General features: G+C 42.2%; 14 protein-coding genes. 3 read left to right on the forward strand and 11 right to left on the reverse strand.

Features of this window, described 5'->3' with window-relative positions; genetic code table 11:
- The 6 genes from nirB to ACWM35_RS15645 all read right to left on the reverse strand — a co-directional run bounded on the left by nirB (position 1) and on the right by ACWM35_RS15645 (position 11240).
- Entirely contained in the window at positions 1-2400 is a 2400-nt protein-coding gene (gene nirB / locus ACWM35_RS15620) for a nitrite reductase large subunit NirB (protein ID WP_454819758.1), read from the reverse strand.
- A 550-nt stretch (positions 2401-2950) separates the two neighbouring features.
- Positions 2951-4498, reverse strand: coding sequence for an L-glutamate gamma-semialdehyde dehydrogenase (pruA, locus tag ACWM35_RS15625; RefSeq protein WP_454819722.1), 1548 nt, complete (start codon positions 4496-4498; stop codon positions 2951-2953).
- A gap of 266 nt (positions 4499-4764) precedes the next feature.
- Positions 4765-5931 (reverse strand): CamS family sex pheromone protein, encoded by a 1167-nt coding sequence (locus ACWM35_RS15630; RefSeq protein WP_454819723.1) that lies wholly within the window; start codon positions 5929-5931, stop codon positions 4765-4767.
- A 14-nt stretch (positions 5932-5945) separates the two neighbouring features.
- Positions 5946-7952, reverse strand: a complete 2007-nt coding sequence (ligA, locus tag ACWM35_RS15635; protein WP_454819724.1) for an NAD-dependent DNA ligase LigA — start codon at positions 7950-7952, stop codon at positions 5946-5948.
- A gap of 269 nt (positions 7953-8221) precedes the next feature.
- Positions 8222-10492: a DNA helicase PcrA gene (gene pcrA / locus ACWM35_RS15640; RefSeq protein ID WP_454819725.1), complete on the reverse strand. Its 2271-nt coding sequence runs from the start codon at positions 10490-10492 to the stop codon at positions 8222-8224.
- A 64-nt stretch (positions 10493-10556) separates the two neighbouring features.
- Positions 10557-11240 carry a heptaprenylglyceryl phosphate synthase gene (locus ACWM35_RS15645; protein ID WP_454819726.1) on the reverse strand — a complete coding sequence of 228 codons (684 nt, stop codon included), beginning with the start codon at positions 11238-11240 and terminating at the stop codon, positions 10557-10559.
- Between the two features lie 145 nt (positions 11241-11385).
- Here ACWM35_RS15645 and ACWM35_RS15650 point away from each other — a divergent pair, with 145 nt between their 5' ends.
- The gene (locus ACWM35_RS15650) at positions 11386-11919 is read left to right on the forward strand and encodes a hypothetical protein (RefSeq protein ID WP_454819727.1); all 534 of its coding nucleotides are present in this window, start codon (positions 11386-11388) and stop codon (positions 11917-11919) included.
- A gap of 21 nt (positions 11920-11940) precedes the next feature.
- Here the strand turns inward: ACWM35_RS15650 and ACWM35_RS15655 are convergent, their stop codons facing one another.
- The 3 genes from ACWM35_RS15655 to ACWM35_RS15665 form a co-directional block, all read right to left on the reverse strand.
- A complete protein-coding gene (locus ACWM35_RS15655) occupies positions 11941-12255 on the reverse strand; it encodes a YerC/YecD family TrpR-related protein (protein ID WP_454819728.1) in 315 nt (104 codons plus the stop codon).
- Between the two features lie 34 nt (positions 12256-12289).
- A complete protein-coding gene (locus ACWM35_RS15660; protein ID WP_454819729.1) occupies positions 12290-13336 on the reverse strand; it encodes a DUF3048 domain-containing protein in 1047 nt (348 codons plus the stop codon).
- A gap of 100 nt (positions 13337-13436) precedes the next feature.
- Positions 13437-15185 (reverse strand): adenine deaminase C-terminal domain-containing protein, encoded by a 1749-nt coding sequence (locus ACWM35_RS15665; RefSeq protein WP_454819730.1) that lies wholly within the window; start codon positions 15183-15185, stop codon positions 13437-13439.
- A gap of 165 nt (positions 15186-15350) precedes the next feature.
- Between ACWM35_RS15665 and ACWM35_RS15670 the strand changes: the two genes are divergently transcribed.
- Together ACWM35_RS15670 and ACWM35_RS15675 are read left to right on the forward strand one after the other, a co-directional pair.
- On the forward strand, positions 15351-15653 hold the full coding sequence (locus ACWM35_RS15670) for a YgaP family membrane protein (RefSeq protein ID WP_454819731.1): 303 nt from the start codon (positions 15351-15353) through the stop codon (positions 15651-15653).
- A gap of 55 nt (positions 15654-15708) precedes the next feature.
- Entirely contained in the window at positions 15709-15822 is a 114-nt protein-coding gene (locus ACWM35_RS15675) for an EYxxD motif small membrane protein (protein ID WP_454819732.1), read from the forward strand.
- A gap of 21 nt (positions 15823-15843) precedes the next feature.
- On the opposite strand, the gene ACWM35_RS15680 is transcribed toward ACWM35_RS15675, so the two are convergent.
- Positions 15844-17961, reverse strand: a complete 2118-nt coding sequence (locus tag ACWM35_RS15680; protein WP_454819733.1) for a peptidoglycan D,D-transpeptidase FtsI family protein — start codon at positions 17959-17961, stop codon at positions 15844-15846.
- 195 nt (positions 17962-18156) lie between these two features.
- Positions 18157-19428, reverse strand: a complete 1272-nt coding sequence (gene purD / locus ACWM35_RS15685) for a phosphoribosylamine--glycine ligase (RefSeq protein WP_454819734.1) — start codon at positions 19426-19428, stop codon at positions 18157-18159.
- Between the last annotated feature and the right edge of the window lie 204 nt (positions 19429-19632).

A 19632-nucleotide genomic window follows, 5' to 3' on the forward strand; every position in this document is an offset into this window, starting at 1 on the left:
TCACTCTCCAACCTTGACAGTATTTTTTGTATAATACTTATCTTTTATTTCTTCGCTCTGAATCGCTTCATTCCAAGGCTCATTATATTTCTGGATGGTTTGGTCCATACGTTCGTTTAATTGCTTTCTAGTCGTTTCGTCTGCTAAAACTTCCTTCACGTGTTCTAAGCCGACGCGTTCTACCCATTTAGATGTCCGCTCCAAGTAGTTAGCTGTTTCACGATAGTATTGAAGGTAAGCACCGGTCATTTCCATGACATCCGCTTCTGTTTTAACAGTAGCTAATAGGTCCCCAGCTCGGAGGTCAACCCCGCCATTACCAGCCACATAGATTTCCCAGCCGCCATCAATTCCGACAAATCCGATATCTTTAATTCCTGCTTCAGAACAGTTTCTTGGGCAAGCAGATACACCCATTTTTACTTTGTGCGGAGTATCCAACCGCTCAAATTTTTTCTCAAGTTCAATACCGAGTGCCATGGAATCCTGTGTACCATAGCGACAGAATTGCGCTCCCACACATGTTTTAACCGTTCGTAACGTTTTTCCATAAGCATATCCTGATGGCATCCCAAGCTCTTCCCACATGCTCGGAAGGTCTTCTTTTTTCACTCCAAACAAACCAATTCGCTGCCCGCCTGTTAATTTCACAAGGGGTACATCATACTTCTCAGCGACTTCGGCAATTTTCTTTAAGTCAGCTGCCGTTGTCACACCGCCATACATTCTAGGGACAACTGAGTATGTTCCGTCCTTTTGAATATTGGCATGCATTTTTTCATTGACGAGACGTGAATCACGGTCATCCTTGTATTCATCCATGTGGATCATGCCTAGGTAGTAGTTGATTGCCGGGCGGCATTTCGTACAGCCTTCGTCATTATTCCACTCAAGTACGTTCATAACTTCTTTTACGCTTGTAAGACCTTTTGCCTTAATTTCTTCGACTAATTCATCACGGCTTAGGGTAGTACAGCCGCAAATGCTTGTTTTCTTTGCTGCTGCTGCATCAAATTGATCGCCAAGAGTATAAGCTAAGATACTGCTCACCATCGGCTTACACCGTCCACAAGACCGCCCAGCATTGGTACAGTGACTGACTTGATCGAGTGTAGTCAGACCTTGTGTTTGGATCGCTTCAACGATTGCACCCTTGGTTACGCCATTACAGCCGCAAACCAACTCGTCATTTGGCATTGATGCAATATCATCGGATCCGCCTTCACCAGTACACTGGGATTCAAAAATCGATACTCCTGTGATATCTTCCTTTTTCGTCAGCATCCGGTAAAGTCTCGTACTATCTTTCGTGTCGCCATAAAGGACAATCCCGACAATTTGATTGTTGCGGATTAATACCCGTTTATAAAGTCCCTCATATTCGTTATAGACCATGATGGATTTAGTAGATTTATCTTCAAAAATTTCACCCGCTGAGAAAAGGTCAACACCCGCCACCTTTAGCTGCGTTCCTGTGATGGAACCTTCATATGGTTTTGTTTCCTTACCAGTAATATGCTCTGCTAGCACTTTCCCTTGCTCATATAAAGGCGCAACCAAGCCATAAACCATTTCACGGTGCTCCGCACATTCCCCAACCGCGTAGACATTCTCCACGTTTGTCTCCATAAAGTCATTGACAACAATTCCACGGTTTACATAGATGCCGCTGTTTTTCGCCACTTCAATATTGGACTTAATCCCGATTGCCATTACCACTAGGTCCGCGTCAACTGTAGAGCCATCCTTAATGCGAAGCCCGGTTACCCGCTCATCACCTAGAATTTCTGTTGTTTGTTTTTCCATTAAAAAGTTCATGCCCTGTGATTCGAGCTCGGCTTTTAGCAGACTGGAAGCAATGGGGTCTAGTTGGCGTTCCATTAGGTTTGGCATGAGGTGGACGACATCAACCTTCATACCTAGATTGAGGAGTCCTCTCGCTGCTTCAAGGCCAAGAAGTCCACCACCGATGACAACTGCTTTTTTATATTGTTCTGCTGATTTGATCATCATCTCACAATCTTTTATATCACGGAAACCGGTCACGCCGATTTTGTCAGCACCTGGAATTGGGAGAATGAAAGAATTAGACCCTGTAGCAATAATTAATTCATCGTATTCTACTTCCCGGCCTTGATCAGAGATTACCTTCTTTGCTGCTGTATCAATTTTAGTGACCGTTTCCCCTGTAAAAAGTTGAATATTATTTTCTTTATACCAGTCAAGAGGGTTAATGATAATTTCTTCAAAATTTGTGTCCCCTTGAAGAATGTTTGATAATTTTATCCGGTTGTAGTTCGGATATGGTTCTTGTCCAAAAATGGTAATTTCAAATTGGTTTTGATCTATTTTTAAAAGTTCTTCGATTGTTCTAACGCCAGCCATTCCGTTCCCGATCATCACTAGTTTTTTCAACGTGAGTCACTCCTTAGTATTTATATGAATATACCTTTTGTATGATTTTTTCTATAGATACATTGTAATCTCTAAGGGGGTAAAAAATTGTGAAGTACATCACAAATCAGGCTTATTTGTGAATCATTTCACATTATTGTCAAAAACAATTCGGTGGATAAAAGGGTGGATGGTGAGGACATATGCTGGGGGGAACGCATCGTAAATTTGGTCAAAATTTTCGAGCCTCATAGATCGGTTTTGCTTAGATTTTGCTTTTACATGACACGAAACCGTGATTCATGACCTGGCGTTGCTTGGTTTTTGACTTTTCAGGTCATGAAGCCAAGATTCATGACCTGATTTGGCTTGACTTTCGCTTTTACATGTCATGAAACCGTAATTCATGACATGGTTTTGCTTGATTTTTGCTTTTTCAGGTCATGGAACCATGATGGATATTAATATTCCCCATCTACTTTGATAATTTATATTTTGTCAGCCTCCTAAAAAATAAAAACAAGCCCTATTCAATTGAATAGGACTCATTTTGCTATTAGTACATTTCAGATGTTGTTTTTGCTTGCATGTGTAGTAATAGATAATCAGGACCGCCTGCTTTGGAGTCAGTTCCGGACATGTTGAAACCGCCGAATGGTTGGTAACCAACGATAGCTCCTGTACAAGAACGGTTGAAGTATAGGTTACCGACATGGAAGTCTTCACGTGCTTGCTCGATCTTTTCACGGTTTTTCGTGATAACAGCACCCGTTAAGCCATACTCAGTGTTGTTTGCAATTTCAAGTGCTTCTGTGAAGTCTGTTGCCTTTGTGAAACCAACCACTGGGCCAAAGATTTCTTCTTGCATCAAGCGAGCATCCGGAGCAAGGTCCGCAATAACCGTTGGTTTAATGAAGTAACCTTTTGAGTCATCTCCTTCGCCACCAGCCATTAATTTACCTTCTTGCTTGCCAATTTCAACGTATTCCATGATTTTCTTGAATGCGCTGTTGTCGATGACTGGACCCATGAATGTGCCTTGCTCTTCTGGGTTACCAAGCGTTAATTGGTTTGTTAATTCAACAACACGGTTTAAGACAGTATCATAAACGTCTTCAACGATTACCGCACGAGAACATGCAGAACATTTTTGACCAGAGAAACCGAATGCACCTGCCACGATGGATTGTGCAGCTAACTCAAGATCTGCTTCAGAATCAACGACGATTGTATCTTTACCGCCCATTTCTGCGATTAGACGCTTCATCCAAACTTGACCTGGGTTCACTTTTGAAGAACGTTCGAAAATACGAAGACCAACATCACGAGAACCTGTGAAGCTAATGAAACGAGTGTCTTTATGGTCAACTAAGTAGTCGCCAACTTCTGCGCCGCTTCCTGGAACAAAGTTTAGGACGCCTTTAGGAAGACCTGCTTCTTCCATCACTTCTACGAATTTAGCTGCAACAATTGGAGTTGTTGAAGCTGGTTTTAAAAGAACAGTGTTACCAGCAACAATCGCTGCAACCGTTGTACCTGCCATGATTGCTAATGGGAAATTCCATGGTGAAATGATGATACCAACACCAAGTGGAATATAATTGTATCGGTTAAATTCATTCGGACGGCTGTTTACTGGAACGCCATCTTTAATCGCCAGCATTTGGCGGCCATAGTATTCAAGGAAGTCAATTGCTTCTGCAGTATCTGCATCTGCTTCTTTCCATGGTTTACCTGCTTCTTTTGTTAAAAGTGCAGAAAATTCATGCTTGCGGCGGCGAATGATTGTCGCTGCTTTGAATAATACATCAGCACGGAATTCTGGCTTCACTTTTTTCCAAGTTTTGAATGCTTCAACCGCAGCTTGCATTGCTTTTTCAGCAAGCTCTTGGTTCGCTTTTGAGACGCTGCCAATTACTTCTTCTTTGTTCGCTGGATTATAGGAAACGATTTTATCTTCTGTTGTGATTTTTTCTCCGCCGATTACAAGTGGATAAACTTGCCCTAAGTAACTTTCAACGGTTTTTAATCCGCTAAGAAAGCCCTGGCGGTTCTCTTCAATCGTAAAATCAGTAAATGGCTCATGTTTGTAAGGTTGTACCATATTCCTAGACCTCCTATGTATTTAAACGTTTTCACTCCATTGTTCATTCTAACAGTTTCTATTGTTTGTATCAACGGAAAGGGGCTTGGACTTTTTTTCCACATAAAGAAAACTTGGCTAGCGCCAAGCCGTTAGGCGCAGGCGATTGCCTAGTTGCCCTTTTACTTAATTCCAAAAAATTTTAACCGTCGAAATATCTTCAATTCTAAAATTTATTACTTTCTTAACATACAAAAAAAGACCTAGCTTCATGCTAGGCCCTCGGTTTAATAAATATGAACAAACGGTTCGGTTTCGTTTGCTTTGCGGACGATTAAGGCTTCGGGTCCGTCAACGGAGGTGACACTGACCGAAACGGAGATATACTTTGGAAAGTGTTCCAAAACAAGACCCGTGACATATTGGGTAAAGCCAATCGCTTCGGTTTTTCCATAGAATTGGATTGGAATCGTAATATCTAATTCTTGAAATTGGTCGCCAATATAGAAAGCTTGGCCGATGACCCCGTTAAAGTTTGGAAAATACTCTTCCACGTCCTGCTTAAAGTTTAAGAAGGCCGTTACATCATCACGATGTGCTTCTTGAGCATCGGTTGATGGGAATAAGAAGTATTTCTCATTTACCGGTTCCCAGTTACCAATCGTTGTGCTACCTTTGTCGACATTGGTGTAGGTGAAGAAGGTGCCAGGCACAACGGATGTTCGGCTTTGCTGCTTAAACAAGGCAATCGTTATCGGGACATCCTTCAGCCCCTTCATGTTGCGGAGACGGGTCAGGACCTCTTGGGCTATCTTTTTCCCTTCTGCTTCCATTTCAGCCGCAGATATTTCTTTTTCAAAATAAGGTTCTCCAACGGCAGTTCGGTAATAATGCACGGAATTTAGTGCTAGGCCAATGACGACTCCGCCTAATTTAACCGTGTCATTTTCACCCTTCACCAAATAGTTATGCTCTAAAATATGGGCTAAATAAATCGGGCTATTTTTATTGCCTTCCTGAAAATCTGCGTTATCCTCCATCAACGGATTGAGGCCGATATTTTCAGTATCCTTTAAACCTTCTGCCTCTAATTGTGCCGGAGTAAATTTACGGTTTAACCATAGTCTGACCGTATTTTTCTTTAACTCCTGACCTTCTTTGAAATAGTAGGTTTTCGGGTCAAATTGATGCTGGGCAATACGCATCAGTCCTGTTTCGAATTCATTAATATCATAACGAGTATTAATATTGCTAACAGTTAATCCACGAGCTTCCCCAGGTTCAAATGGCAATACCGTACGATAGTAATTATCTGATATATTGTACTTCGGAATAATCGCTTTCTCATCCGTTTTTTCTTTCGTTTGAACAGTGCTATCCTGCTTTTGAAAGTTTGGTGCACATCCACTGAGCAAAATGGCAAGGGAGAGAGCGAGCAATGAGAGCTTTCTCACGTCGATAACACCTCTTATTTATTTAATTCTGCCAAGAGCTTCTCCTCGTCCCATACTTCGATCCCCAGCTCTTGGGCTTTCGTTAATTTCGAACCAGCATCCTCACCAGCAATCACTAGGTGTGTTTTTTTACTGACACTGCCTGATACATTCCCACCAAGTGCTTCGATCTTTTCCTTGGCTTCATTTCTTGAGAGCACCTCTAATTTTCCTGTTAAAACAACCGTTTTTCCAGCAAAGATACTGTCAGAATCCTCCACCGATACAGGTTTAGGACCCTTATACTCCATATTTACACCGGCTGCAGCCAATTCCTTCATCAGCTCGTTTGCTTCTTCCTGTTCAAAAAAGGCGACAATTGAATCGGCCATTTTATCGCCAATTTCGTTGATGGCGATCAAGTCCTCTTTCGAAGCGGCAGCTAGTTTGTCCATCGTATCGAACTGCTGTGCTAACGTTTTGGCTGCCTTAGCACCGACATGGCGAATGCCAAGACCAAACAGCAATTTTTCTAAGGAATTGCCCTTTGAAACTTCGATTGCCTTTAATAGATTGGCTACGGATTTCTCTCCCATTCTTTCTAACGCTAAAAGCTGCTCACGAGTGAGCTTATAAATATCAGCGACATCAATGATTAATTTCTCGGCAAACAGCTGGCTGATGACCCTTTCACCCAGACCGTCAATATTCATGGCATTACGAGAAACAAAATGAATCAGTCCTTCGCGAATTTGCGCCGGGCATTTTGGATTAATACAGCGCAATGCCACTTCACCCTCGAATCGGACAAGCTCACTTTCACATTCTGGACAATGGGTTGGCATCTGGAAGTCTACTTCTTGACCAGTTCGTTGTTCAGCCAGCACATTTACAACCTCAGGAATGATATCTCCAGCCTTTTTCACAACCACTTGATCGCCGATTTTAATATCTTTTTCACGAATTAAATCTTCATTATGCAGAGATGCACGCTGCACCGTTGTTCCTGCAACTTTCACAGGCTTCAGAATTGCGGTTGGGGTTACGACACCCGTTCTCCCAACACTTAACTCAATATCGATTAATGTTGTCACGACTTCCTCGGCAGGGAACTTGTAGGCAATGGCCCAGCGTGGGCTTTTTGCTGTTGTCCCAAGCTGATTTTGGTGTTCATAGGAGTCCACTTTTATAACGATTCCATCAATCTCATAGGGAAGATTCGGGCGTTTATCCACCCAGCTGTTCACAAATACAATGACATCGTCAATCGTGGCACACTTACGCCGTTCTTTATTGGTTTTAAAACCAAGCTGATCTAAGTAGTCTAAGCCTTCACTATGGGAGGTAACTCCAAGCTCTCCAGCATTGCCAATTCCATATAAATAGACATCGAGATTTCGAGAAGCGGCAATCTTCGGATCCAATTGCCTTAGTGAACCAGCTGCAGCATTTCTCGGGTTGGCCGCTAAATCTTCACCGCGTTCTTCCTTGAGTTTGTTTAATGCTTCAAAAGAACGCTTAGACATAAACGCTTCACCGCGCACCTCGAGGGTCACATTCTCTCTTAGGCGGAGTGGGATCGATTTAATGGTTTTTATATTAGCTGTAATATCTTCACCGATCGTGCCGTCCCCTCGTGTCGCTCCTTGGATAAACAAGCCATCTTCATAGCGTAGTGACACCGCAAGTCCATCAATTTTCAATTCACATACATAGGAAAATTCATCGCCAACCGCCTGGCGGATTCGCCGATCAAAATCTTTTAAGTCCTGTTCATTGAAAGCATTGCCCAAGCTTAACATCGGAGTTCGGTGCTCTACTTTTTCAAATACATCAAGCACTTTACCGCCAATACGCTCAGAAGGTGAATCTGGCGTTTTTAACTCTGGAAACTGTTCCTCCAAAGTCAATAATTCCTGCATCAACCTGTCATATTCAGCATCTGGAACTGAGGGTTGATCTAGTACGTAATATTCATAGCCATATTGATTTAATAAGGTTGTGATTTCACTAACTTTGGTTTTTGCGGTTTGAAGGTCCATTGATCCAGCCCTTTCCTGTCATTCTAAAAATATAGGCCCTGTTATCATTAAATGTTGACTTCATTGTATTAGAAAATAAAAGGAGAAATTCCGTTTAAATCGGGAGATACTTATAAATCCCTAAAAATAAGGGGAGTTTTTCCGGCTAGTTTGTCTAAATCTTTGAATTTTATCTTATTTAGAGCAGTTAACCGGAATATCTCCGCTTATATCTGGCTTTTAGCCTCAAAAATATATATTAACCGGAAATTCTCCGCTTAACCTATTCTTTAAACTTTTTTAATCGGAGCAAATTTGGCGAGCAGGCGTTTAATTCCGGTTGGGCTTGGGAAAGCGATGTCTAACTCCGTTCCTTCGCCTTGTCCCTTAACACTCACAACGGTACCAATGCCCCATTTTCCATGTTCCGCTTTATCGCCGACCTTCCAGCCAAGTTCGTCACCGCCAGTTGAGGCAGCAGTTGGACGCATCACGATTTTTCTTGCTGCTGGAGTACCAAAAGATCCTCCAGATGAACCACCAAAACTGCTTCCAGAGCGGCTATTTGAAGATCCTCTTGAGCCAAACGGAGTATTCATTCGTTTTTCCGTTTCTACTCCTTCTATTAACTCTTCCGGAATTTCCTTAATGAAACGGGATGGCATGTTCATGCTGGTGCGCCCAAATAACGTTCTCATTTGTGCGTTCGTTAGGAACAGTGTTTGTTCCGCACGCGTAATTCCCACATAAGCTAAGCGGCGTTCCTCTTCCATTTCGACTTCTTCCATCAGTGAGCGGCTGTGAGGGAATACTCCTTCTTCCATTCCGATTAAGAAAACAACCGGGAATTCCAGCCCTTTTGCCGAGTGCAAAGTCATTAAAGTAACCGTGTCTGCCTTTTCACCATCATCATCCAATGCATCAATATCGGCAACAAGGGCCAAATCTGTTAAAAAGGCTACTAGGCTCTTATCTTCATTGGTTTCTTCGAAGTTTTTCGTAACGGATAATAATTCGTTTAAGTTTTCCAGACGGCTTTCAGATTCAATGGATTTCTCCGCCTTTAACATTTCGCGATAACCTGACTTATCAAGAATTTCTTCTACCAGTTCGGTCACCGAAAGAAATTCCTGCTGCTGGGTGTAATTCCGGATTAAGTCCCTAAATTCCCTAGCGGTCTTAGTGATTTTTGGACTTAAACCTAGTAATTCCACAGAGTCCAATGCTTGATAGATGGATATTCCATGCATGGCTGCAAAATTAGCCATTTTATCGACCGAGCTTGAACCAATCCCTCGTTTCGGCACATTGATAATCCGCTGTAAGCTAATATCATCATCTGGATTGGAAATTAACCGCAAATAAGCAAGCATGTCTTTAATTTCTTTTCTGTCATAGAACTTGGTTCCGCCGACAATGCTATAGCCAATCGTTGATTTTAGTAAAACTTCCTCCATCACACGCGACTGGGCATTGGTACGATAAAGAATCGCAATATCGGATAGCTTGTATTTGCCATCACGGGTTAATTCTTTTATTTTTCCAGTTACAAATTGCGCTTCTCCCTGCTCACTATCTGCACGATAATAGACGAGTTTGTTCCCTTCAGGGTTTTCTGTCCACAGATTCTTTGCCTTACGGTTCATATTGTTTTCAATCACCTTATTGGCAGCAAGGAGAATCTTTTTAGTCGAACGATAGTTTTGTTCAAGGAGAATTACGGTTGCATTCGGATAATCTTTTTCAAATGAAAGGATGTTAGCAATATCCGCACCACGCCAGCGATAAATCGACTGGTCGGAGTCCCCAACAACACATAGATTTTTAAAGCGGTTTGCTAACAGCTTGACTAACATATACTGAGCTCGGTTTGTATCCTGATACTCATCAACATGAATGTATTGGAATTTCCGTTGGTAATATTCGAGTACTTCCGGCATGCGTTGAAACAATTGAATCGTCATCATGATCAAATCATCAAAATCGAGCGCTTGATTTTTCCGCAGCTGTTTCTGATATTCCTTGTAAACCTCACTGACTTTCTGCTCAAAATAACCGCCAGAGCCAGCCGTTTTGTCATACTCTTCTGGATCAATCAGTTCATTTTTCGCTGAGCTGATTGATCCTAAAATCGCCCGAGGATCAAACTTTTTCGGATCAATATTTTTTTCCTTTAAAATTCGCTTAATGACGGATTGCTGATCACCGCTATCGAGAATCGTAAAATTACGGTTGTAGCCTAAACGATCAATGTCTCTGCGCAGTATTCTTACGCACATCGAGTGGAAGGTTGAGATCCAAATTTCTTCGGCTGCACCGCCCATCATTTTTCCGATTCGATCCTTCATTTCCCGAGCGGCCTTATTTGTAAAGGTAATCGCTAAAATATTGTAGGGATTGACGCGTTTTTCTACGATTAAGTAGGCAATCCGATGTGTTAACACTCTTGTTTTCCCACTACCGGCACCGGCCATCAGTAATAGCGGTCCGTCTGTTGCCTTTACAGCACTTTGCTGCTCTGGGTTTAAGCCATTTAAAAGCTTATCTGATAAGTATTGCAATTCCTTCACCACCATACCAAACGTTTGTTCTTATTTTAACTCTATTTTGCGTTTCTCGCAAATTCTACCGAACACTTTTTACGGTTGCTAATGCTTGTTCAAAATTTTCATAAATGACGTTGCCTACGACAATGACATCTGCATGCTCGGCCATTTCCGTTGCTTGCTCTTCGGTCGCGATACCGCCGCCATAAAATAGGACTGTTTTTTCAAGTGTCCTTTTCACTTCGGCGACCAATTCTGGATCCCCGTATTTGCCGCTGTATTCTAAGTAAAAGATCGGCAGCTGGAACATTTTTTCCGCCATCATCGCATAGGCCTTTGCATCATCAATGGATTTGTCTGCATCGGCGGATGTCAGTTTCGCCGCTTTGCAATCCCCATTCAATATGCAGTAGCCTTCCATTACAATTTCTTCCCAATCCATGATTTCCCCAAATTCCTTCACTGCTTGATGATGAATTCCAGTAATCCAATTTGGATCGTTACTGTTTAAAATCGTTGGGATAAAATAGAGGTCAAAGCCAGGGGTTACCGTCTCAATACTGGAGACTTCTAAAACACAAGGAACAGTGTAACGGCGGATTCGAGCCATTAAATCGAGGACATTTTCAAGGGTTACCCCGTCTGTCCCGCCAACAATGACCGCATCTGTTCCAGATTCACATATTTTCTCTAATCTATCATCTGTTATCTCTTTATTTGGGTCGAGTTTGAACACATGGCGCCACTCGCGAAAATCGTACATCCCAAAGTCCTCCCATTCATGTTTCCATTACACCATTATAGCACTAGCTGAAATGATTAAAAAAGAAAACACTAATACTAATTATAACCAAAATGGAAATGTGGGAGCGGGGTGAGTTGAAAGTGGGTTTTTGGGGGGTCTAGACGTGTTTTTTGCTGCTATCCGAGAGTTTTTCGTGCCATCCGCAAGTATTCTCCGCCATCCGCAAGTATTTCGCGCCATCCGCAAGTATTTTCCGCCATCCGCAAGTATTCTCCGCCATCCGCAAGTATTTCGCGCCATCCGCAAGTATTTTCCGCTATCCGCTTGTATTCTCCGCCATCCGCAAGTATTTCGCGCCATCCGCAAGTATTTTCCGCTATCCGCTTGTATTCTCCGCCATCCGCAAGTATTTTCCGCCATCCGCAAGTATTTTCCGCCATCCGCAAGTATTTTCCGCCATCCGCAAGTATTTCGCGCTATCCGCAAGTATTTTCCGCCATCCGCAAGTATTCTCCGCCATCCGCAAGTATTCTCCGCCATCCGCAAGTATTCTCCGCCATCCGCAAGTATTTTCCGCCATCCGCAAGTATTTTCCGCCATCCGCAAGTATTTTCCGCCATCCGCAAGTATTTTCCGCCATCCGCAACTATTCTCCGCCATCCGCAAGTATTTCGCGCCACAAGCCACCAGCCCTTAGACAAACAAAAAACCGAAGAAGTTATTCTTCGGCCGATTTCGTATTCTCTTCTTTTACCCGCTCAAGTACCATTTCATAGGTGTCGTTTCCGAAATTCAAGCAGCGTTTTACTCGAGAAATTGTTGCTGTACTTGCTCCTGTTTCCGTCTCGATTTTGTGATAAGTATTTCCTTCACGGAGCATTCTTGCAACCTCAAGGCGTTGAGCCAATGATTGAATTTCGTTAATTGTGCACAAATCATCAAAAAAGCGGTAGCATTCTTCAAGATCTTTTAAGGAGAGGACCGATTGAAATAATTGATCGAGTTCCTTCCCGCGCAGTTTATTAATTTGCATCTCCACTTTACCCCTTTAATCGATTAAAGTTCTATTACCCATTAAATGTAACACTTGATTGCATTCCCGGTTTAGTTGGAACAACATTTACCCATGTCTTACCTGGAACAAAAGGAACCACAACCCCATCTTTCACAGGAACGATCCGGCCGTTGTCATTTTTCCATTGTACTTCCATGACTTTGCCCTTTTGGACTAGATACGCTCTGCCACCAGATTCAAGATCGATATTCTTATGACCTACTTCATCCTCAATGGCGTGGTTTGTTTCTACAATAAATAGGTTATCAAGTAAAACTGGTTCTTTTGTGTCATAATCGACGGTCTGCTCGCCGCCGCTAGAAAAGCGCTTATACTTACCAACAGAAGCATCGTACTCATAAGTAGAATTAGAAATTCCACCATTTGAATAAGTAATATTGACGGTCGTTGCATCCTCTCCTGTAATGTTTTTACTTTCTTCCTCTGTTAAAAAAGTAAAAGCAGGAGGGGTTTGATCCATCATGTAACTGTTTTCCACTGCTCCTTTTACGATATTTTCATACGTAATATAGGAATTGTGTGGCGCGCTTCTGAAAGTAGCCCGCTTAAAAAGAGTACCATCATAAACCATGCCATTTAGGTTATCAATTTCCCCACGCTCTAGCATTTTCTGAGCCTCAGCACTATACCCGTGTGCAATATAGAGTGCGTCTAAACCTTTGGCTAGTTCCACATAATAGTCCCTTGCACTCCTTACCGGACCAATATTATCTGGCTTTTCGCTTTGAAAAACGGCAAGAAAACGAGTAATATCCCCTTCTGCAAGAAGCTCATAAACAATATCCGCTTTATGCAACCCAGATTGAGGTCTAGCTTTCGGATGATTATTAATCATGACTGCAACCGCTCTGCCATCTGTTTCAATTTCTGAAGCAACGCCGGTTAAAGGAAAATTATATGGTGTTTCATTCTGTTCTTCTGGTTGTACTACCTCTTCTACTTCTTTTTCTGGCTTCTTAGTCCCGCTTGCCTTTTCTTTTTCGCTGCAGCCGGAAAGTAGTAATAAAGCCGCTGTTGCGATAACAGCCCATTTTTTCATTATGATAAACACTCCAATCTGCTCTAAGGTGAGTTCTCGGTGTTCTGCTGCGGGCACTTACGACCATGGGTCTAGGTGCCCACATTTTTACTTTTACATTTTAACGCATTATCGACGGAAAGAACACAGTTTTATTCATAACATCGTACATCCCCTGCTGCGTAATCCGAATATACGGCAGATGTGTAGATGAAAAGAACAATAAGCTGTAGACTGGGTCTGAGAAGGAATAGCCGCGCTCACGCAATTCCTTTAGTAACACTTTCTCTTCCTTGATCAATTCCTCAACCGGCAGTTCAGACATAATTCCGTTTAATTTAAGCGGAACCTCACAAACTACTTTCTCTTCCTCGACCAGGACAATTCCACCGCCGAGCTCCTTCACTCGTTCAAAAGCAGCCAGCATATCCTGTTTATTTTTCCCAATTAAGATAATATCCCCCGTATTCGAAAAAGAACTCGCAAGGGCTGACACTCTTGATGCAAAGCCCTTTAACAAGGTATTAATCCGCCATTTTCCGTCGCGGTCAATTAACATGAAGAAGCTTTCATCATGGTCGAAAGGCAGTTCATCTCCGGAGGCATCGATGGCGATCGAATATGGTTTGGTGATGACTGAATTTTCCATTTTAATCCCAAATGGCATAGAGAATTGCAAATCATCCATTGTTAATTCCCAATTGAGTTCCATCGGTTTAAGACCGTACTCCGTCCACTCAATCGAACTATACGCCTCTTCCACCACTTCGCCATTACGCTTCACCCATTTTCCTTTTGCCAAAACGGAATGCGGTGTCGGATTTTCGATATTCGATAAAAAGTTAATATTCGCGACCCTTCCAGTTGCAATATTACCATGGAGATGGTCGATATTATAATAACGGGCAATATTGACGGTTGCCATATTATAAGCATCAATCACGGGAACGCCTTTTTCAATGGCAATCCGAATCGTTAGGTCATTGATTCCCTGTTCATAAAAAGAAGAGGATGACCCATCTGTATTCATCATTAAGCGGTCATATGCCTCAATACCGAGACGTTTCATCTCATCCAGTAAATTAGGTAAGTCCGGACGTATCGACGAATGTCGTAAGGAAACCATATATCCCTGCATTAAGCGGTTATAAATCTCCTCACCATTGATCGCTTCATGATCGCTGTCGGCGCCAAGCAGCGTCATTTTTGCTAATGTTTTCTCCGAAGCACCTGGAAAATGACCTTCAATCTTTTTCCGCATCCGCTTTGCTTCTTGAATCCAATGAAGCATCATATCATCGCCGTCTAATAACTTCGGCCAGCCTGTTAGTTCCCCACCTTGAAGGACAGCATCATGCTCCAACCACGCTTTAATATTACTATGTGAAAAAACATCAACTTCATTTAAAATTTCTGTTTGCGGGTCAAAACGGCACCACCAATACATCGTTGAAGGAATCGATCGCAAATCCTTCAGTAAGGAAAACGCTTCCTTTTTGCTCAAATTCATAATCAATGACATGTTGTCATTGATTAATGTCGTGGTTCCGAACTGGGATGCATAGGCAGCTAATGTATGGGGATTATATAACTGAAACGGATGGGCATGCGGTTCAATATAGCCCGGTACAAGAATTTCATTGGTACAATCAATGATTTCACAGTTTCCATCCAATTTCGGCGGCATTTGATTTCCGACATAGACAATCCGGTCTTCGTAAACCCAAATATTTGCTCTTAGCCACTGGCGAAATGTCTGATTTAAATACAAAGCATTTTTCAATAAAATGGTTGGTGAAGTTTTTCCATCTAAAACGGATACATGCGTGCGTAAATGTTTATTTTTCCAACGATAACGTTGTTCGAGCATCCGAATACCCCTCCCTCTCTGAGATGTTATTTATCTATTAAAATACTGTTTTATCAATAAAGAAAGCCCTTACAAAATCAATTTACTCTATACTAACATATTTTACTCTTTAAGGCACTAAAGAAATGGTGAATAGTGTAAAAATATTGTGAAGGAGGTAACAAAATGCAAATTACGAAAAATATCGGGATTATCAATGCGCTAATTAGGATTACTTTTGGTCTTACAATTCTTGCCTGGAGCACAGCAAAAATGGTTAAGTTCCCATGGAGAGACTCCTATTTATTTGTTGCATTATGTGGTGCGATGAAGGTCGCCGAGGGGATTGTCCGCTTCTGCCCGGTAACGGCTCTATTTGAAAATTACCAGAATGGGATGCAAATCCAGCAGACAAGCACTTCTTCCGATGTCGCAGAGACTGTTCCAAACATTGATGTTGATCAGGTCCTGCCCTATAACCCATCTTAAAAAGAAAATGGGCTGACCGCCGATGGTCAGCCCTTTAAAGAAAGGTGATAACATTATGTTTTGGGAATATCTATTAGATATGTCATTTGTGCTAATTGCTCTTATTGGCGGGATTGTGGCACTTCTGTATGTTTATATCCGCCGCTATAACAAAAGACGTGCCCGATAACCTAGGATGGTTCTTGTTTCCTTACTCTTCTACCGGTAGCACCTGTCCATTTCCTGCTTTTAGGTCGAAATAAGCTTTAAACACCTCATTGGCTATTTCCAAATTAACATGGGTTTGATCGGTAGTTGACCACGGGACAACAACGGAAACAGCGACTTCAGGATTGTCATAGGGCGCGTAGCCGACAAACGTAACATTCCAGGTCATCGGGTGGACAGGTAATGGGCCGTCATATAATGCTTGTGCGGTTCCTGTTTTTCCGGCAATCTTGTATTGCTTATTAGTGATATACGTATATCCGGTTCCTTGCGGATCATTTACTACTTGTTTAAAGCCCTCTTGAACATGCTTAATCCATTCATCCTTCATATTCACTTTGTTTAATATTGTCGGAGTGATTTCTTTCATCACAGGTCCGAGCTCCTCTGGCTCAATACTCGGATCGCGGATTTCTTTTACTAAATGCGGTTGAATGCGATAACCACCATTTGCAATCGTCGAGACATATTGCAGAAGCTGCAAAGGTGTATAAGTGTCATACTGACCGATTGCATAGTCCAATACTTTACCTGCGTCCGTTGGAATTTGGCCCCCGCCATATCCTGTTTGCTCTCCAGGCAAGTCGATTCCGGTCTTTACCCCTAAACCGAACTGAGCAAAATGATTTCTGAAAGTATTAATCGCCTTCACTTTATCAATACTCAATGGACCATTAGGCACATATCTGTCCTGTCCGCCAATTTTCATGGCCACTAAGAACATATAGACGTTCGAGGATCTCTTTAAGGCATATAAATCATTAATACTACCAAAGCCAGACTGGTTCCAAGACTTTTTCACCTGTGTTCCTTTAAACTTCAGCGGCTGGTCATATAATTTTGAATAAGGCGAAATGACCCCTGTTTGATATCCAGTTAAGACGGTCGCACCCTTGACAACAGAACCCATTGAATACGATGTCGTCATATTTCCTAGCGCAAAGTCAACAACCTCGGATCCATTATTGATATACTGCTTCCCAGCCATTGCCAACATTTCGCCAGTTTTCGGATTCATCACCGAAACAAGCGCTCGATCCATATAAGGCTGGCCTACTTTCGCAACCTTGAGTTTATCTTGAATGATGGCTTCCACCATTTGCTGAAACTCAATATCGATTGATAATACTAAGTCCTTTCCGCTCTTGCCTTCATTGATGACATTCGTTTCTAATACGTTGCCAGCTTTATCCGTCACTTTCTTGACGATCTCTTTCTGTCCCTGCAGCACATCTTCATACTGCCACTCAAGATAACTCTTGCCAACACGATCGTTTCGGCTGTATCCTCTCGCTAAAAAGTAATCAAGCGTATCTCCTGGCAATCCTTCTTTCGAACTAGTCACTTTTCCTAGGACGGAACCTAACGTGGCTACCCCTTCACCATTAATATATTCGTGCGATCGGTCCCAATCTGTAGTGGTATCAACACCTGGCAATGATTCAAGGTTTTCACTAACAATCGCAAATTCCTCTTCGGTAACATTTTTATTCTTAATGATTTGTGGCGTTAAATCGGTGCCGCTAGCCATTTCGCGGAAAATAGCGAGAACTTCTAACTCTTTTGTTGAAAAAGAATTCAGCTCCGCCTCGGTAATTCTTTCCCTCGTTAATTTATAAATTTCCTGATCATATTCTTTCTGTTCCAGCTCTTTTTTCTCCAGCTGTTTTTTATCCGCTTTGGTCACTTTTTTCTTAGCCTCATTCGGATGTTTTAATATCCAGAAGTCCTGACGGTCCCGCTTAGTAATCGACTTAAAATCTTCTTCCGTATCTTTACTAATCAACGCCGCTAATTTTGCGGCAATTTCTAGCATCTCATCTTGCTTGACCTTATTTTCCCGCGTATATGTAATCGCCTTTAACGGGGTATTGCCTACGACTAACTTACTGTTCGTATCATAGATTCTCCCACGTGGCACGGATAGGTTAATGGGAACAATTTCATTTTGCTCTAATTCACGTTGATAGCTTTCTCCGTAGACAATCTGTAAAACTCCTAATCTAAGAATGAGTATGGAAAATAATACAAAGACAATGATAAATAAGATATTTACTCTAAAAGAAACAACTTTCTTTTTATCTTTCTTAACTTGGTTCAATCGAAATGCACCTCTTACTCTATTAAGCTAGCTCTTTTACTAACTTTTGGAAGTCACCCTGACAAGTATATCTCATGTTTTCCATTCTGTTAATCTCTGATTAACAGTTTTAGGAAATTTACAATACTTGAGATTGAAAAAAAACAGGCTGACCAGTGGCCAGCCTTGAAAAATGATTGAAATAGTAGAATAGTTTTATGAAAAAACGCGCCCGATAGCCTTGAAGCCAATATCCTTACGATAAAAAACGCCGTCACACTGAAGTTTTTGCAGTTCAGTATACACTTTGTCTTGCGCTTCTTTTAAGTTATCTGCCTTTGCCCCAACTAGGAGAACTCTGCCTCCAGCGGTAATAAAATCACCAGATTCGTTTTTCTTTGTTCCTGCATGGAAGGTATACACCGCTTCTGAGAAGTCGGATAATCCTTTGAGGACCGCACCTTGTTCATAACTTTCTGGATAGCCTTTTGCCGCGACAACAACCCCTACCATCGGTTGATCATCCCATTCTAGTTCGGGCACGCGGCCCGCTAAAAGTTCTAAAACAACAGCAACTAAATCAGATTTCAATCTCGGTAAAATCACTTGTGTTTCCGGATCACCAAAGCGAGCATTGAATTCAATGACTTTCGGACCTTCAGCCGTTTCGATTAACCCAGCATAAAGAATTCCGCAAAAGCTCCTATCTTCCTGGACCATAGCTTTTGCAGCCGGCTTAAGCACTGTTTCAATCGCTGTTTCAATAGTTTTCTTACGAATATGAGGGACAGGAGAGTAAGCTCCCATTCCGCCAGTATTTGGCCCTTTGTCACCATCAAAAGCACGTTTATGATCCTGGGCGATTTCAAGCGGGATAACTGTTTCCCCATTGACAAAAGCCATCAGTGAAAACTCTTCACCACTTAAAAACTCTTCGATCACTACGCGAGCAGAAGCCACACCAAATTTCTGACCAACCAGCATTTCTTCTAAACTTTGAAGTGCCTCTTCTTTTGTAAGAGCAACGGTAACACCTTTTCCTGCTGCTAAGCCATCCGCTTTAATGACAATTGGTGCACCCTTTTCTTCAATATATTGGCGTGCTTCCTCAATCGTTGTAAATACGGCATACTCAGCCGTAGGAATCTGATATTTTTCCATAAGGTCCTTTGCAAATGATTTGCTGCCTTCAATTTCTGCTGCGCGTTGACGTGGACCAAAAACAGCTAATCCCGCCTTTTCAAATTGATCGGCTAAACCAGCTAGCAGCGGAACTTCCGGGCCAATGATGGTCAAACCTACATTATTTTCTTTTGCGAACTGGATTAACCCCGCATGATCACTTTCCACATTCGGAACCAGTTCGGCGAAATCCGTCATTCCCGCGTTTCCAGGAGCAACAAAAACCTTTTCCACAAGCGGACTTTCACTCACTTTACGGCAAAGAGCATGTTCTCTTCCGCCGCGCCCAATGATTAGAACATTCATCCTTTTCACCTCTTATAGAAATTTAACATCAGGAATATTACAAAATTCCAACCAGGTTTGTTGGAATCCATATTTATATAAGCGACCCAGGTTTCTCTCCCAATCGTATTTTGGAATCAAATCGCACCCATTGGCGACCGCATTCTCTTTCCAAACCGTATTTCGGGTTCCAATCGCACCCATTGGCGACCGCATTTCCTTATC

It is taken from the genome of Neobacillus sp. K501, from assembly GCF_053749995.1.

Excerpts from the sequence above, each read along its gene's own strand:
- nirB (WP_454819758.1), bottom strand. The coding sequence starts at position 2,400 with ATGATCGGGAACGGAATGGCTGGCGTTAGAACAATCGAAGAACTTTTA.
- pruA (WP_454819722.1), bottom strand. The coding sequence starts at position 4,498 with ATGGTACAACCTTACAAACATGAGCCATTTACTGATTTTACGATTGAA.
- ligA (WP_454819724.1), bottom strand. The coding sequence starts at position 7,952 with ATGGACCTTCAAACCGCAAAAACCAAAGTTAGTGAAATCACAACCTTA.
- ACWM35_RS15645 (WP_454819726.1), bottom strand. The coding sequence starts at position 11,240 with ATGTACGATTTTCGCGAGTGGCGCCATGTGTTCAAACTCGACCCAAAT.
- ACWM35_RS15655 (WP_454819728.1), bottom strand. The coding sequence starts at position 12,255 with ATGCAAATTAATAAACTGCGCGGGAAGGAACTCGATCAATTATTTCAA.
- ACWM35_RS15660 (WP_454819729.1), bottom strand. The coding sequence starts at position 13,336 with ATGAAAAAATGGGCTGTTATCGCAACAGCGGCTTTATTACTACTTTCC.
- ACWM35_RS15665 (WP_454819730.1), bottom strand. The coding sequence starts at position 15,185 with ATGCTCGAACAACGTTATCGTTGGAAAAATAAACATTTACGCACGCAT.
- ACWM35_RS15670 (WP_454819731.1), top strand. The coding sequence starts at position 15,351 with ATGCAAATTACGAAAAATATCGGGATTATCAATGCGCTAATTAGGATT.
- ACWM35_RS15675 (WP_454819732.1), top strand. The coding sequence starts at position 15,709 with ATGTTTTGGGAATATCTATTAGATATGTCATTTGTGCTAATTGCTCTT.
- purD (WP_454819734.1), bottom strand. The coding sequence starts at position 19,428 with ATGAATGTTCTAATCATTGGGCGCGGCGGAAGAGAACATGCTCTTTGC.